The sequence below is a fragment of the Kitasatospora sp. NPDC085895 genome (assembly GCF_040702125.1).
Classification (GTDB): Bacteria; Actinomycetota; Actinomycetes; order Streptomycetales; family Streptomycetaceae; genus Kitasatospora; species Kitasatospora arboriphila.
Genome location: NZ_JBFBJY010000019.1, coordinates 65489 through 81402 on the forward strand (window position 1 = coordinate 65489; position 15914 = coordinate 81402).

At 74.0% G+C, this 15914-nt stretch carries 11 protein-coding genes and 1 pseudogene; 1 reads left to right on the forward strand and 11 read right to left on the reverse strand.

All coding sequences use genetic code 11. The features are described 5' to 3' along the window. Position 1 precedes the first annotated feature (1 nt). The 8 genes and pseudogenes from AB0442_RS15070 to AB0442_RS15105 all read right to left on the reverse strand — a co-directional run bounded on the left by AB0442_RS15070 (position 2) and on the right by AB0442_RS15105 (position 9211). On the reverse strand, positions 2–331 hold the full coding sequence (locus AB0442_RS15070; RefSeq protein WP_366163082.1) for a hypothetical protein: 330 nt from the start codon (positions 329–331) through the stop codon (positions 2–4). Between the two features lie 120 nt (positions 332–451). Beyond that, positions 452–1753 (reverse strand): S8 family serine peptidase, encoded by a 1302-nt coding sequence (locus AB0442_RS15075; protein WP_366163084.1) that lies wholly within the window; start codon positions 1751–1753, stop codon positions 452–454. A 146-nt stretch (positions 1754–1899) separates the two neighbouring features. Beyond that, on the reverse strand, positions 1900–4170 hold the full coding sequence (locus AB0442_RS15080; RefSeq protein ID WP_363545170.1) for a xanthine dehydrogenase family protein molybdopterin-binding subunit: 2271 nt from the start codon (positions 4168–4170) through the stop codon (positions 1900–1902). 719 nt (positions 4171–4889) lie between these two features. After that, a pseudogene (locus AB0442_RS15085) lies at positions 4890–5354 on the reverse strand ((2Fe-2S)-binding protein); the annotation flags it as partial. Positions 5355–5392: 38 nt separating this feature from the next. Next, entirely contained in the window at positions 5393–6259 is an 867-nt protein-coding gene (locus AB0442_RS15090) for an FAD binding domain-containing protein (RefSeq protein WP_366163136.1), read from the reverse strand. A 326-nt stretch (positions 6260–6585) separates the two neighbouring features. Further along, positions 6586–8229: a beta-N-acetylhexosaminidase gene (locus AB0442_RS15095; protein ID WP_366163086.1), complete on the reverse strand. Its 1644-nt coding sequence runs from the start codon at positions 8227–8229 to the stop codon at positions 6586–6588. 60 nt (positions 8230–8289) lie between these two features. Beyond that, entirely contained in the window at positions 8290–8568 is a 279-nt protein-coding gene (locus AB0442_RS15100; RefSeq protein WP_344623420.1) for a DUF3039 domain-containing protein, read from the reverse strand. Between the two features lie 73 nt (positions 8569–8641). Beyond that, the gene (locus tag AB0442_RS15105; protein WP_344623419.1) at positions 8642–9211 is read right to left on the reverse strand and encodes a YqgE/AlgH family protein; all 570 of its coding nucleotides are present in this window, start codon (positions 9209–9211) and stop codon (positions 8642–8644) included. 305 nt (positions 9212–9516) lie between these two features. On the opposite strand from AB0442_RS15105, the gene murA reads away from it, so the two are divergent. Beyond that, positions 9517–10857, forward strand: a complete 1341-nt coding sequence (murA, locus tag AB0442_RS15110) for a UDP-N-acetylglucosamine 1-carboxyvinyltransferase (RefSeq protein ID WP_263105159.1) — start codon at positions 9517–9519, stop codon at positions 10855–10857. Positions 10858–10942: 85 nt separating this feature from the next. Here murA and AB0442_RS15115 read toward each other — a convergent pair whose 3' ends face one another. From AB0442_RS15115 to AB0442_RS15125, 3 genes are all read right to left on the reverse strand, one after another. Further along, the gene (locus tag AB0442_RS15115; RefSeq protein WP_030271959.1) at positions 10943–11224 is read right to left on the reverse strand and encodes an HU family DNA-binding protein; all 282 of its coding nucleotides are present in this window, start codon (positions 11222–11224) and stop codon (positions 10943–10945) included. A 481-nt stretch (positions 11225–11705) separates the two neighbouring features. Continuing rightward, a complete protein-coding gene (locus AB0442_RS15120; protein WP_363545180.1) occupies positions 11706–13181 on the reverse strand; it encodes an NAD-dependent malic enzyme in 1476 nt (491 codons plus the stop codon). Between the two features lie 400 nt (positions 13182–13581). Further along, on the reverse strand, positions 13582–15870 hold the full coding sequence (locus AB0442_RS15125) for a UvrD-helicase domain-containing protein (RefSeq protein WP_366163089.1): 2289 nt from the start codon (positions 15868–15870) through the stop codon (positions 13582–13584). Positions 15871–15914: the final 44 nt, after the last annotated feature.

The window sequence follows — 15914 nt, forward strand, 5'->3', positions numbered from 1 at the left end:
CTCACGCCCTCCCGGACTGCATGGACTTCGTCGAGGCGACGAACTCGTCCTCGCGCGCCCGGTAGGCGGTGTTCACCGTGTGCGTCTTGTCACCGAAGTCGTTGATCAGCGAGTCGAGCTCCTGGATGTGCTGGCTCAGGAACTCCTGCATCTGCGCGTGTGCGGCGAAGAGCTGCTTCGCCTCCGCGAAGTTGGCACCGAAGTCGTCGCTGACGAGGACGGTGTTGTACTTCGCCTTGTTGCCGCACTCGCTGAGGCCCTGCTGGAGGGCCCGCAGTCGCTTCACGACCGCTTCCAACTCGCCGGTGTTGACGCGGTATCCGTCGGCCATCTCACTCCTCCCCCTGGAGTCCGTACTTCCCCGTTGTTGCTGCACCCCGTACGCAACGGGGCATGACGCCCTGACAGGGCGTTCGATCGTATCGCCTCTAGGCCGTGTACTGACACACCGTCATCGCGGCGGGTTACCGCCCTGGTAGGGGTTCTGGTACGGCTGCTGCTGGGGGTACCCGGGAGGCGGCGGCTGGGTGCCGTAGGGCTGCTGCGCGGGCGGCCAGCCGGGGGCCGCGCCGTACGGGGCCTGGCCCTGCGGGGGCACCGGGGCGGCCTGCGGCCGGCGGCGGTTGCGGGTCGCCGCGGCGATCACCACGACGAGCAGCACCACCACGACGGCGAGGGCGCCGAGGACCATCAGCGGCGTGATGCCGCCGAAGACGGAGGTCTTGGTCACGGGCTGCGACACCGGGGCGTCCGAGGCGGCACCCGGTGCGGCCGCACCCCCCGGCGCGGTCAGCGGGCCTTCCTTGCTGCCCGCCGGGATGTCCATGGTCAGCGCCTCGTAGGGCCGGATCACGCCGTACCCGAAGTGCGGGTCGGGCAGCTTGGCACCACTGGCCGACGCCGGGACGGCAGCCGACTTGGCCAGGCGGTTGGCCACCTGACCGGCGGTGAGCTGCGGGTACTTGGCGCGGACGAGCGCCGCGGCAGCGGACACGTAGGCGGCCGCGTCCGAACTGCCACTGCCGATGCAGTACTGGCTGGAGCCGCACTTGCCCGCGGTGACGACGTCGACACCGGGCGCGGCGAGCCGGACCTCCGGTCCGAAGCTGGAGTCGGCCCACACCTCGCCGTCCTTGCCCGCGGCCGCGACCGCGAGCACGCCCGGTAGGTTGGCAGGGTTGTCGACCGCCGAGCCGTTGTTGCCCGCGGCAGCGACCACCAGGACGTCGTGCTGGTAGGCGTACGCGATCGCGGCCGGCATGTCGGGGTTCGCGAAGGACGAGCCCTGCGAGATGTTGATCACCTTGGCGCCGTGGTCCACGGCCCACTTGACGCCCTGCGGGATGGCGTCCGAGTCCTGCGCGTCGGCCTTGTAGACGGGGAGGATCTTGGCGCCCGGGGCCAGGCCGACCACTCCGGCGTTGCTGCCGTGGCCGCGGCCCGCGATCTCCGCGGCCATCCCCGTGCCGTGCGAGTCCGTCGGCCTGGTGTTGAGGTTCTTCCCGCTCTGGTCGTAGCCGGGCAGGACCTGGCCGGTGAGGTCGGGGTGGGTGGCGTCGACGCCGCTGTCGATGACGGCGACGATCACGTTGTCGCCCTTGCTGACGGACCAGACCTTGTCGAGCTTGAAGTACTGGTTGGCCCACTGCCCGTCCCGGACCTGGTCCGCGGACGCCCCGGGGGCGGCCGCCAGCAGGAGTGCACCTGCCAATGTCGTGGTGCCGAGCACCCGCATGGCCCTGGTCAGCGTCATCACTACCCCGTCAGTCGTCTGCTGCTGCCCGTACGTTGTCGCAACGCCCCCGCGTGCACAGGGCGCTTCGATCGTATCGTCTGTCCGGGCGCGGACTGACGCGGCATCGGCCGACCGGCCTGCCGGAACGACACCCGGACGGCGTGTCAGACGGCGGCGATGGCGTCCTCGGGGAGGATCGGCAGGCGGCCGACCGGCATGCCGGTGGCGGCGCGGACGGCGGCGGCGACCGCCGCGGGCGCGACGACCGCGGGCACCGCGCTGACCGCCTTGGCGCCGAAGGTGGCGACCACGTCGCGCTCCTCGAGCAGGGCGGCGATCCGGATGTCGGGGGTGTCGAGGGCGGTCGGCAGCCGGTAGCCGGTGAGCGAGGCGTTGACCGGACGGCCGCCCTCGGTGCGCAGGTTCTCCATCAGGGCGAGGCCGACGCCCTGGGCGACGGCGCCCTCGATGCGGTCCTCGATCTGGCGGGGGTTCAGGGCGCGGCCGACGTCCTGGGCGACGGTGACGTCCACCACCCGGACGGCGCCGAGTTCGATGTCGACGTCGACGACGGCCCGCATGGCGCAGAAGGCGATGGAGACGAAGGCGTCGCCCTGCGCGTTCTCGTCCAGCGGCTCGGTGGGGTGCGGACGGCACTGGGCGGTGGCCCAGAGCTCCTTGCCCTCCAGGGCCTCGGCGACCGGCATGCCGAGCACGCCGTCATAGGAGGTGATCTTGCCGTCGGCGATCGAGAGCAGTTCGACGGACATGCCGAAGTTGGCCGCGATCGGCTGCAGCAGCTGGTGGCGGACCATCAGCGCGGCCTTCTCGACGGCGCCGCCGGACACCCAGGTGTGCCGGCCGCGGGCGGAGGGGCCGGCCGCGGGCTGGTCGCTGTCGACGGGGGCGACGTACACCTCGGAGACGCCGAGGGTGGTCTGCACGATCTGCCGGGCGAGGGTGGCGAAGCCCTGGCCGGCGTCGACGGCGGCGCAGATGACGGTGGCGTGGTCGCCGCTGACCCGCACGGTGGCGGTGGAGACCTCGTCCTCGCCCTCGGCGCCGAGCATGTGCACCATGCCGACGGCGTAGCCGATGCCGCGGCGGACGGCCGCCGGGTCGCCGGCGCCGCCGGGCCCGCCGGGGAGCAGCCAGTCGGCCTCGGGGTCGTCGACCGGGAGGGCGGGCAGCGGGAGTTCGGTGACCGCGTCGAGCAGCGCCTCGACCGGGGCCGGGCAGGTGACGGCCTGGCCGGTGGGCAGCGGGTCGCCGGTGGCCATGGCGTTGCGGCGGCGGATCTCCAGCGGGTCGATGCCGACCTGCTTGGCCAGCTGGTCGAGCTGGGACTCGTGGGCGAAGCAGGTCTGCAGGGCGCCCTCGCCGCGCATCCGGCCGGCCGGCGGGTTGTTGGTGCGCACCGCCCAGGCGTCGACGAAGACGTTGGGGCAGGTGTACGGGCCGACGGAGAAGGCGGTGGCGGCGGCGAGCGCCTCGGCGGAGACGTCCGCGTAGGCGCCGCCGTCGAGCAGGATCTGCGCCTCGACCTTGACCAGCTTGCCCTCGGCGTCGGCGTGGTGGCGGTAGCGCAGCAGGGCGGGGTGCCGGGAGGTGTGGGTGTGGAAGGACTCCTCGCGGGTGAGGGTCATCTTCACCGGGCGGCCGGTGCGCAGGGCCAGCAGGGCGAGGAGCACCTGGAAGGAGAGCGCCTCGCGGTCGGTGGCGGCGCCGGGGACGCCGGTGACGACGGTGCGCACCCGGTCGGGGTCGAGGCCGAGGCAGGCGGCGGTGCGGTCGCGGTCGCCGTGCGGGTCGGTGGTGGAGAGGTGGAGTTCGACGCCGCCGTCGGGGCGGGGCACGGCGAGGCCGGCCTCGGCGCCGATCGGGGCCGGGTCCTGCCGGCCGACCTGGTAGAGGCCCTCGACGACGAACTCGCCGACCGCCTCCGGGTCGCCGGTGCGCAGCGGGAGGTGTCGGAAGAGGTTGCCGTCGGGGTGCAGCGGCGCGGCGTTGAAGGCGGCCTCGGGGTCGGTGACGGCCTCCAGCACCTCGTACTCGACGGCGACGAGGGAGGCGGCCAGCCGGGCGGTGTCCGGGGTCTCGGCGGCGACGGCGGCGATCGGCTCGCCGTGGTGGCGGACGACCTCGGAGGCGAGGACCGGCCGGTCGCCGGGGACGGGGCAGGAGGCCAGGTCGGCGGCGGTGACGACGGCGTGCACGCCGGGCAGGGCGAGCGCGGCGGAGGTGTCGACGGAGACGATCCGGGCGTGGGCGTGCGGAGAGCGCAGCACGGCACCCCAGAGCAGGCCCTCGGCCCAGAGGTCGGCGGCGTAGGGGTAGATGCCGAGCGCCTTGGGGAGGGCGTCGGTGCGCAGCGGGGAGCTGCCGAGGCCGAACGGTTCGGGCGCCGGGGTGTCCTGCTCGGTGGGCGCGGTCATGCGTTCTCGTCCTCGGGGAGCCTGATGCCGTGGGCGGGGGTGGTGCCGTCGTAGCCGGCCGGGCCGGTGTGGCCCGGGTGGCCGTGGTGGCCGGTGGCGGTGTCGTAGCCGGTCTCGTAGACCGGGCTGTCGTAGCCGGCCGGGGTGACGTACACCTGGCCGGTGTCGTAGCCGCCCTCGTAGACGGGGGCGCCGTCGTAGTGGGCCTGGTCCGGCAGCGGGATGCCGTGCGGCGGGGTGGCGCCGTAGGGGGCGGCCTCGTAGGAGGTGCCGTGCGCGGGCGTGGGGATGTACGGGGTGCCGTGCGCGGGCGTGGTGTCGTGGGCCGGGCCGTCGTGGGCGGTGCCGTGGGCCGGGGTGGCCTCGTAGAGCCCGGTGTCGTACGGGGCCGCCTCGTGTCCGGGGACCTGGGCGGGTGCCGGAACGTAGCCGAGGTAGCCCTCGGCGGGCTGCGGCGGCTGGTAGTACCCCTCGGGGCCCGGGGCGGCGGCGGGCTGCTCGGGCGCCTGGGGCCGGTGGGCGGCGGCGTACTGGTCGGCCTCGACCCAGAGTTCGGAGTCGGCGTAGAGCGGGAGTTCGCCGGTGAGCGGGAGGTCGGCGGCGGACTGCTGGCCGGCCGCCGCGGGCGGCGCGGCGGTGGCGCCGTCGGCGGGTGCGGCCGCGTCGGCGTCGGCCTGTTCGGCGGCGGCCTCGGCGGCCTCCAGCTCGGCCTCCAGCTCGGCCTCGCGGGCCTGGGCGACGGTCTGCACGGCGGCGAGGACGCCGCGGTAGCCGGTGCAGCGGCAGAGGTTGCCGCACAGGGCCTGGCGGGCCTCGACGTCGGTGGGGCGGTGGTTGCGCTGGAGCAGGTCGTGGACGGCCATGGCGAGGCCGGGGGTGCAGTAGCCGCACTGGACGGCGCCGGACTCGGCGAGCGCCTGCTGGACGTCGCTGGCGGTGCCGGCGCCGGAGAGGCCCTCGACGGTGGCGATCTCGCTGTCGGCGGCGAGCGCGGCGGGCACCAGGCAGCCGGCGACCAGCTGGCCGTCGACCTGGACGGTGCAGGCACCGCACTCGCCCTGCTCGCAGCCGTCCTTGGCGCCGGCCAGGCCGAGCCGCTCGCGGAGCACGTAGAGCAGGCTCTCGCCGATCCAGGCGTCGTTGACCGGCCGTTCGAAGCCGTTGACCCGCAGCGTGTACGAGGCGCAGGGGCGCACGTCGCCGAGGCCGTTGAGTTCGTCCGTCACTTCAGCGCCCTTCCCAGTGCCCGGCGGGCCAGCACCGCCACGGTACGCCGCTGGCGCACGAGGGTGGCCGCCGCCCCCTCGCCGGCGCCCTCCAGGGCGGCGTCGGGGATGCAGGCGGCGGCGACGTACTCGCCGAAGGCGGCGAGCGCGGCGGGGTCGATGGGCTGGGCGCCGTCCTCGCCGCGGACGTCCCAGTCGATGCAGCCGGCCACCCAGGCCTCGGCCTCGTGCGGGCGCAGCGGCACGGGGGCGACGGCGCCGACGGCGCAGCGCACGGCGCGCCGGGCGGGGTCGAGGACGAGGGCGACGGAGGCGGCGGCGCGGGCGGGGCCGCTGCGGCCGCCGGCCTTGAGGAAGACCTGCGGGGCGTGCAGCAGCGGGACGCGCACCCAGGTGAGGAGCTCGCCGGGGCGCAGCGGGTCGAGGCCGGTGAGCAGGTGGGTGACCGGGACGTCGCGGGTGGCGCCGGACCGGGCGAGGGTGGCGGTGGCCTCCAGCGCGGCGAGCACCGGCAGGGTGTCGCCGACGGCCGCGGCGGTGGCGATGTTGCCGCCGAGGGTGCCGACGTTGCGGACCTGCGGGGGGCCCGCGGTACGGGCGGCGTCGGCGAGGGCGGGGATGAGGGCGGCGAAGTCGGGGCGGTCCATCCGGGCGTGGGTGAGTCCGGCGCCGAGCACGGCGGTGCCGCCGTCCTCGTAGCGCCAGCCGCGCAGCTCGGTGATCCGGCCGAGGCCGATCAGTGCGGCGGGGCGCAGCCGGCCCGCGTTGACCGCCTCCATGAGGTCGGTCGCGCCGGCCACCGGGACGGCTCCCGGGGTCGCGGCCAGCGCGTCGACGGCCTCGTCGACCGAGGCCGGCAGCATGATCGTCCGGTTCACCAGGATTCCACCGTGCTCCACTTGCTCATCAACTGCCCTGCCCTCCCCACCGGCAGTGCGGCCTGGCCCGTAGGGTACGGGCGATCGGGCCGGGTTGGGCAACTCTGGCACACAATGCCGGATGATCACTTGCCGGGCGGTCCGGCGGTGAGGGCAATACCGGACGAATCAGGCCACAAAACCGAGCGAACCGGAAGGGCTCCGCCCGGATGTTCATCGGATATTGACCTGACGCGGCAGCAGGTCCGGCGGGGTCCGCAGGGTGCGGACGCCCCCGCGCACGCGGTTGACGCGCGCGGGGCGCGGCGGCGTCAGGGGCCCTCCGCGGGCCGTCCGGCGACCCCGGGGCGGCGCTGCCAGGGGTGCGGGCCACCGGGCGGCCGGTACTCGACCCCGAGGGCGTCCAGGCGCGGGTAGTGGCCGGCCATCCGGCGCTCGAACCCGGCCCAGTCCCGCTCCGCCGGGTCGCGCGGCAGGTCGGACCAGGCGACCTCGGCGAACGCGGCGAGCCGCGGGAAGGCCCGGTAGTCGACGTCGCGGGCGCTCGTCATGAACTCGGTCCACAGGTTGGCCTGGGTGCCGATCACCCGGGCGGCCGCGGCGCCGTCCAGCTCCGGCGGCACGGGCTCGAAGCGGTAGACGTCCTCCAGGGTGCGGACGTAGCCGACCGGGATCGGCTCGTCCCCGCCCGGGGCCTGCCGGTGGTCGAGGTAGACGTGCTGCTCCGGGCACATCACCACGTCGTGGCCGGCCCGGGCGGCGGCGATGCCGCCCTCGTAGCCGCGCCAGGAGGAGACGGCGGCGCCCGGGGGGAGGCCGCCCTCCAGGATCTCGTCCCAGCCGATCAGGCGGCGGCCGCGGTCGGCCAGCCAGCGGTCGAAGTGGCGGATGAACCAGCTCTGCAGCCCGTCCTCGCCGTCGACGCCGAGTTCGGCGATCCGGGCCTGCGCGGCGGGGCTGGCCCGCCACTGGTCCTTGGGGCACTCGTCGCCGCCGAGGTGGACGAACTCGGACGGGAAGACCTCCAGGACCTCCTCCAGCACCTCCTCGAAGAACCGCAGGGTGCCGTCGGCGACGTTCAGCACGTTGGGGTTGATCCCCCAGTCCGTCCAGACGCCGAGCGCCGAGGTGTCCACCGCGTCGGTGTTGCCGAGCTCGGGGTACGCGGCGATCGCCGCCTGGGAGTGTCCGGGCAGGTCGATCTCCGGGACGACGGTGACGTGCCGGTCGGCGGCGTACGCGACGATCTCGCGCAGGTCGTCCTGGGTGTAGTGGCCGCCGTGCGGACGGTCGTCGCGGTGGTCCGCGGAGCGGTGGCCGACCATGGACCGCTCCCGCCAGGAACCGACCGCGGTGAGCCGCGGGTGGCGCCGGATCTCGATCCGCCAGCCCTGGTCGTCGGTGAGGTGCAGGTGCAGGACGTTCAGCTTGTGCGCCGCCATCAGGTCGAGGAAGCGCAGGACGTCGGCCTTGGGCAGGAAGTGCCGGGCGACGTCCAGCAGCACGCCGCGCCAGCCGAAGCGGGGCGCGTCCTCGATCCGCACCGGGGGCAGCACCCAGTCGGTGCCGGGCAGCGGGGCGCGGCGGTAGATCCGCGGGTCGAACAGCTGGCGCAGCGTCTGCGCGGCGTGGGACAGGCCGGGGCCGGCGCCGCCGCGCAGCACGGCGCCGTACTCGTGCACCGTCAGCGCGTACGCCTCGGGACCGCCCGCGGCCAGCAGCTCCGGGTCCGTCCGCAGGGTGATCGTCTGCCGCAGCAGGCGGCCCTGCTCCTCGGTGCACGCGTCGAGGGCGAAGCCGGTCGCGGCGGAGAGCTCGGCGCGCAGCCGGCGGGCGACGGCCTGCGCCGCCGGGTCGTCGGCGGCGATCCTGGTCCCGGGGTGCAGCCGGAAGCTCCAGGGGCCGGGCGCCCCGTCGTCGGCCTTCAGGTGCCGGGGGGCGGGGATGAGGTCCATGCGGGCCATCCTGCCCCGTCGCCCGGCAGTGGTACAGACCACTGCCGGACCGACTCGGTGCTACTTGTCGTCGCCGCCGCCGTCGCCGCCCTGGCCGAGACCGTCGAAGATCTCCTTGCACATCGGGCAGACCGGGTACTTCTTCGGGTCGCGGCCCGGGACCCAGACCTTGCCGCACAGCGCCACCACGGGGGACCCGGAGAGGGCGCTCTCCATGATCTTGTCCTTCTGGACGTAGTGCGCGAAGCGCTCGTGGTCGCCGTCCCCGTGGGACACCTGGGGAACGGGCTCGACCAGGGTGCCGGTGCCGAGTCCGCGCTCGGGCTCAAGAGTGCTCATGGGTGCCAAGTCTATGGGCGCCGCTCCGAAGCGGGCCAGTAGCGCACCGGACGACCGGCCGCGGCCGCCGGGCTCAGTTCATGGTGGGGTCGTCCGGGTAGGTGGCGAGCATCGCCAGCGGGCCGCGCTGGCGGCGCAGCACCGACCGCCAGAGCCGCTCGGGCTCCGGGCTGGAGACGTCGCCGGGCTCGCAGTCGACCAGGTACCAGGCGCCCTCGGCGATCTCCGCCTCCAGCTGCCCGGGCGACCAGCCGGAGTAGCCGGCGAAGACCCGCATCGCGCCGAGCTCCCCGGCCAGCACCTCGGGCGGCGCCTCCAGGTCGACCAGGCCGATCGCGCCGTGCACCCGCCGCCAGCCGATCGGCTCGCCGTGGCCGGGCTCGCCGGGCACCACCGCGAGGGCGAGCGCCGAGTCCAGCGCCACCGGGCCGCCCTGGAAGACGACCGCGGGCTGGCCGGTCAGGTCGGCCCAGCCGTCCAGGACGGTCGACACCTCCACCGGGGTCGGCCGGTTCAGCACCACCCCGAGGGCCCCCTGGTCGTCGTGGTCGAGCAGCAGCACCACCGCTCGCGCGAAGTTCGGGTCGGTGAGCACGGGCGTCGCGACGAGCAGTCGGCCGGTGTGGGAGGGGGCCGCGGTCATGCCCACATGATCCCGCAGGACGGCCCGGGAGGGGCGTCCCAACACGAAACCTCCTCGCCCCGTCCCCGCAGGCCCGCCGGGACGCACCCGCACCACCCGGACGGCCCTGCCCACCGGGCGCCGGGGAGCCCCCGCAGCCCCCGCGGAACATGATCACCAAAGGGGCACACGGGAACCAATCGCCCACCCTCTACCATCTATGGATGGTGGAAGGGCTTTCGCCGACGGTGGAAGGACCTTCCACTCGCGTCTCCCCCTGCCCCGCAGCCGTAAGAACCCCCTGCGCACCCCGGATTGCGAGAACGATGACCGACGACCTCCTGCTGGTCCACGGCGGTAACCCGCTCGAAGGCGAGATCCAGATCCGCGGTGCCAAGAACCTGGTGCCCAAGGCCATGGTCGCCGCACTGCTCGGCCAGGGCCCCAGCCGGCTGCGCAACGTGCCGGACATCCGCGACGTCAAGGTCGTGCGGGGCCTCCTGCAGCTGCACGGCGTGACCGTCCGCACCGGCGACGAGGACGGCGAGCTGATCCTCGACCCCTCGCACGTCGAGAGCGCCAACGTGGCGGACATCGACGCGCACGCCGGCTCCTCGCGCATCCCGATCCTGTTCTGCGGCCCGCTGCTGCACAGGCTCGGCCACGCGTTCATCCCGGGCCTGGGCGGCTGCGACATCGGCGGCCGGCCGGTCGACTTCCACTTCGAGGTGCTGCGCCAGTTCGGCGCCACCATCGAGAAGCACCCGCAGGGCACCTACCTGGTCGCCCCGCAGCGCCTGCACGGCACCAAGATCGAGCTGCCCTACCCGTCGGTCGGCGCGACCGAGCAGGTGCTGCTGACGGCGGTGCTCGCCGAGGGCGTCACCGAGCTGCGCAACGCGGCCGTCGAGCCGGAGATCGTCGACCTCATCTGCGTGCTGCAGAAGATGGGCGCGATCATCTCGATGGGCACCGACCGCACCATCCTGATCACCGGTGTGGACGAGCTGGGCGGCTACAACCACAAGGCGCTGCCGGACCGCCTGGAGGCGGCGTCCTGGGCGTGCGCCGCGCTGGCCACCAAGGGCGACATCTACGTCCGCGGCGCCCGCCAGATCGAGATGATGACCTTCCTGAACACCTTCCGGAAGGTCGGCGGCGCCTTCGAGGTCGACGACGAGGGCATCCGCTTCTGGCACCCGGGCGGCGAGCTCAAGGCGATCGCCCTGGAGACCGACGTGCACCCCGGCTTCCAGACCGACTGGCAGCAGCCGCTGGTCGTCGCGCTGACCCAGGCCAACGGCCTGTCCATCGTCCACGAGACGGTGTACGAGTCGCGGCTCGGCTTCACCGGCGCGCTCAACCAGATGGGCGCGCACATCCAGCTCTACCGCGAGTGCCTCGGCGGCACCCCCTGCCGCTTCGGCGCCCGCAACTTCCGGCACTCCGCGGTGGTCTCCGGCCCGTCCAAGCTGATCGGCTCCGAGCTGGTCATCCCGGACCTGCGCGGCGGCTTCTCGTACCTGATCGCGGCGCTGGCGGCCGAGGGCACCTCGACCGTGCACGGCATCGACCTGATCAACCGCGGCTACGAGAACTTCATGTCCAAGCTGCGGGACCTCGGCGCGCACGTCGAGCTGCCCGCCGAGCAGCCCGTGACCGTCTGACGGGCCCGCACGGGCACCTGAACGCCGATGGCCGGCCTCCCCGAGGGGAGGCCGGCCATCGCGTCGTCCGGGCTGCTGCCGGGGCTCAGGCGCCCTTGGCGGCTTCCTTCAGCTTGGAACCGGCGCTGACCTTGGCGCTGTAGCCGGCCGGGATCTGGATCGGGTCACCGGTCTGCGGGTTGCGGGCGGTGCGCGCGGCGCGGTGGGTCCGCTCGAAGGTCAGGAAGCCGGGGATGGTGACCTTCTCGTCACCCTTGGCGACGACCTCGCCGACGACCTCGGCGAAGGCGGCCAGCACGGCGTCGGCGTCCTTGCGGGTCACCTCGGCGCGCTCGGCCAGCGCGGCCACCAGCTCACTGCGGTTCATGTGTACTCCTGTGGTCTGTTGCTTGCGGCGTGCGGGGGCCCCATCGGTCGCCCCCTCCGGGGGAACCCGGATGGGCCGCTGGTCCGCACACTGGTGCTCGTTCAGGCGAGGGGTGGTCAGAGGCCGGGCTCCGGCCCCGAAGCGCCGCAAACCGCCCGCCCGGGTACGAATCCTGCCCCGACCGGCACTGAGAAAGCCAATCGGCCACCGGCGGTGTTGACCCGAACAGATCCCGCCCGGCGGAGGTGTGACGCTCCGTCGGCCCAGGAGGGCCGGACCGGGCGGCGGTCGGGACGACACGCCGGAAAGCCCGGAGGGACGTTCCGTACTTGTCGGACACGCCACCCCCGTGCAGGGCTACCGTACGCCCTGGCACCGACAAGCCCAAACACGCCCCTTCCCCTTGTGTCGCAAGGGGAAGGGGCGGTCCGGCGCCCGGCGCACCGTTCGCACACCTGAGCGATCGAGAACGACACTCCGGTCAGATGCCGACGACCGGGAAGGAGGAGGTGTCGAGGGTGCCCACGATGCCCGCGGTCGGGCGCACCGGAACGGGCTCCTGGCCCTCCCGCGCGGCCAGCGCGACCTCGCGCACGGCCGCCGCCACGGTCTTCGCGACGTCCGGGTGGAAGACGCTCGGGATGATGTAGTTGGCGTTGAGCTGGTCGTCCGCGACCGTGGTGGCCAGCGCCCGGGCCGCGGCGATCATCATCGCGGTGTCGACCGTCCGGCTCTGCGCGTCCAGCAGGCCGCGGAAGACGCCCGGGAAGACCAGCACGTTGTTGATCTGGTTCGGGAAGTCGCTGCGGCCGGTGGCGACCACCGCGGCGGTCTGCCGGGCCACCGCCGGGTCGACCTCCGGGTCCGGGTTGGCCAGCGCGAAGACGACCGCGTCCTCCGCCATGGTGGCCAGGTCGTCGCCGTCCAGCACGTTCGGGGCCGAGACGCCGATGAACACGTCGGCGCCGGCCACCGCCTCCTTGAGGCTGCCGGTGCGGCCGGAGCGGTTGGTGTGCTCGGCGATCCAGCGCAGGCTGTCGTTGAGGTCCTCGCGGCCGCTGTGGACGACGCCGTGCACGTCGGCCACGGTGGCGTGCTCCACGCCGGCGGCCAGCAGCAGCTTGAGGATCGCGGTGCCCGCGGCGCCGGCGCCCGACATCACCACCCGGATGTCGGCGATGTCCTTGCCGACCACCTTGAGCGCGTTGGTCAGCGCCGCGAGGACGACGATGGCGGTGCCGTGCTGGTCGTCGTGGAAGACCGGGATGTCCAGGGCCTCGCGCAGCCGGGCCTCGATCTCGAAGCAGCGCGGCGCGGAGATGTCCTCCAGGTTGATGCCGGCGAAGCCGGGGGCGATCGCCTTCACGATCGCGACGATCTCGTCGGCGTCCTGGGTGTCCAGGCAGATCGGCCAGGCGTCGATGCCCGCGAAGCGCTTGAAGAGGGCCGCCTTGCCCTCCATGACCGGCAGCGCGGCCTTCGGGCCGATGTTGCCCAGGCCCAGCACCGCGGAGCCGTCGGTGACCACCGCGACGCTGTTGCGCTTGATGGTGAGGCGGCGGGCGTCCTCGGGGTTCTCGGCGATCGCCATGCAGACCCGGGCGACGCCCGGGGTGTAGATCATCGAGAGGTCGTCGCGGTTGCGGATCGGCAGCTTCGAGGACATCTCGATCTTGCCGCCGAGGTGCATCAGGAAGGTGCGGTCCGAGACCTTGCCGATGCTGACGCCGTCGATCGTCCGCAGCTTCTCGACGATCTCCTCGCCGTGGGCCACCGACGACGCGGCGACGGTCACGTCGATGCGCAGCGACTCCAGGCCGGAGGCGGTGACGTCGAGACCGGTGACCGAACCCCCGGAGGACTCGACGGCCGTGGTGATCGCGCTGACGGCGTTGCCCCGGGCCGGGACCTCCAGCCGCACCGTGATCGAGTTGGAGACACTGGGCACCGTCGCCATCGACGTCCTTCTTCCGTCCGCTCTTGAGGGTCGTTCCGGTCTCGATCGTCGCACTTACCGGTCGGTAGCCAGAAATAAAGTTCATTGAGTGTGCAGAACCCACAAACGGCACGGGCCGCCGCACTGGGCCGGTCGTGTGCTCCGCCGAAAATCTCCCGCCGCGGCCTTGGCGTCCCGAGCCGATGCGTTACATTGGACGGGACACCGGCTCGATCCAAGCCCCCGGGCCCAACCTTCGTCGCTTCGAGCGACCACTTGCCGCGAGGCGAGCATGGCGGGTCGGTGTCATTGACGTGAGAAGGCCCCCACCTCCGGGTGGGGGCCTTCGTCGTACCGCGGCGCCGGCACACCGCCGCGCCGCGGTGCGCCGGCCGGGCGGGCGGCCCGGCCGGCGCCCGCGTCAGCCGTGCAGCAGGGCGGGCACGCCGTCCGCGTCCGGCAGGTCGTCCGGGCCGGAGAGCACCGTGAGGCGCTGGGTGGCCCGGGTGAGCGCCACGTACAGCACCCGCAGACCCGCCTCCGACTCCCCCGCGATGCCGGTCGGGTCGGCGACCACCGTCGCGTCGTACTCCAGGCCCTTGGCCTCCAGGCTGCCCAGCGCCACCACGCGGTCGCCCAGGCCCTCCGCCCAGCCGGCCGCCTCCGCCCGGCGGTCCATCGGCACGACCACCGCCACGGTGCCGTCCACCTCGCCCAGCAGCCGCTCCAGCTCGACCCGGGCGGCCCGGTCGAAGGCCTCCGCCCCGGCCTCCCGGACGGCCGCGAACCGCGGCACGACGCCCGTCGACCGCACCGCGCTCGGCGAGGGCGTGCCCGGCGCCGCCAGCGCCAGCACCTTCGCCGCCACCTCGGCGATCTCGGCGGGGTTCCGGTAGTTCACGGTCAGCGTGTGACGGCGGCGCGGCTTGCCGGCGAGCACCTCGTCCATCGCGGACTGCGCCTCCTGCGGGAACGGCCAGGAGGACTGCGCCGGGTCGCCGACGATCGTCCAGGTCGCCATCCGCGCCCGGCGGCCGATCATCCGCCACTGCATCGGGGTGAGGTCCTGCGCCTCGTCCACGATCACGTGCGCGTACTCGGTGCGCTCCACCGGGACGCGCTCGCGCCGGCCGTAGGAGCGCTCCGCGTACGTGGTGAGCTCGTCCAGCCCGGACAGCATGTCGACGGCGTCCACCTCGCGCACCTTCGGCCGGGCCGGCTCGCCGAGCAGCACCTGCAGCTCGTCCACCAGCGCCACGTCGTGCGCCGACAGGGCGCCCCCGCCGCGGGCGTCCAGGTGCCGCCAGGAAGCGGCCAGCAGCCGGGCCTCCTCCGGGGTCACCGCACGCCGGGCGATCCGGTTGGTGTGCCGCGGGTGGCGCAGGGTCGCCAGCACCCGGCGCGGGGTCACCGGCGCCCACCAGGCGTCCAGGAAGTCCAGGAACGCCGACTCGTCCGAGACGTACTCGTCGAAGGCCTCCCGCTCGTCCTGGCGCTGCTCCCGCTCCGAGTGGGTGGTCGGCTTCGGCAGGTGCCGGGTGAGGTCCTGCCACAGGGCGTCCAGCAGCAGCCGGCGGGCCCTCGGGCGCAGCAGGTTCAGCGGAGTGCCGCCACCGCCGACGACGGTCGCGCGCAGCGCCTTCAGCCGGCCGGCGTCCAACCGCAGCGACTCACCGCGGGCGAAGACCCGCAGCTCGGTCGGCGCGTCCAGCTCCAGGGCCGCCCGGGCCGCCCGGCGCAGCAGCTGGACCATCCGGCCCGACCCCTTGATCCGGGCCGTCTCCGGGGTGTCGTAGCGCTCCGCCTCGATGCCGTCGACCAGGCTGCCGACCGCCCGGATCGCCACCTGTCCCTCCTCGCCCAGCGAGGGCAGCACGCCCTCGGTGTACGAGACCAGCAGCGGGGTGGGGCTGACCACCAGGATGCCGCCCGCGTACCGGCGGCGGTCCTGGTAGAGCAGGAACGCGGCCCGGTGCAGGGCGACCGCGGTCTTGCCGGTGCCCGGACCGCCGGTCACCAGGGTGGCGCCGGCCGCGGCGGCCCGGATGACCTCGTCCTGCTCCTTCTGGATCGAGGAGACGATGTCGCGCATGGTGTGACTGCGGGCCCGGCCCAGCGAGGCCATCAGGGCGCCGTCGCCGACCACCGCCAGCTCCCGGCCGTCCAGGGTGGGGGTCAGGTCGGGGCGCAGCAGGTCGTCCTCGACGCCGATCACCTTGCGGCCGCGGGAACGGATCACCCGGCGGCGGATCACCCGGCCCGGCTCCAGCGGGGTGGACCGGTAGAACGGCGCCGCGGCCGGCGCCCGCCAGTCGATCACCAACGGGCCGTACTCGGCGTCGAGCACGCCGAGGCGGCCGATGTGCAGGGTCTCCGCGACGGCCGGGTCGGCCGGGTCCATCGGGGTCTGCGAGGGGATGCCGTGCTCCTCGGGCGCGTCCGCCTGCTGGAGGTCGATCCGGCCGAACAGGAAGTCCTCGAACTCGCTGTTCAGCCGCTGCAGGTGCGCACCGGCCCGGTAGACCTGGGCGTCGCGCTCGGCGAGCGCGCCGGGGGTGCCGACCTGCACGCGCTTGGCGGCGTCCTCGAGGATGTACTCGGCCTCGGCGAGCTTCTCCTCCAGACGCCGGTAGACGGTGTCGAGGTGGCTCTGCTCCTCGGCGATCTCGCGGTCGCGGACGGAGTCGGTGGTCTCTGGTGTGGTGTGCATGGGCCTCGGGGGGTACGGCGCGGGCGGGAGCGGCGGACGGAAGA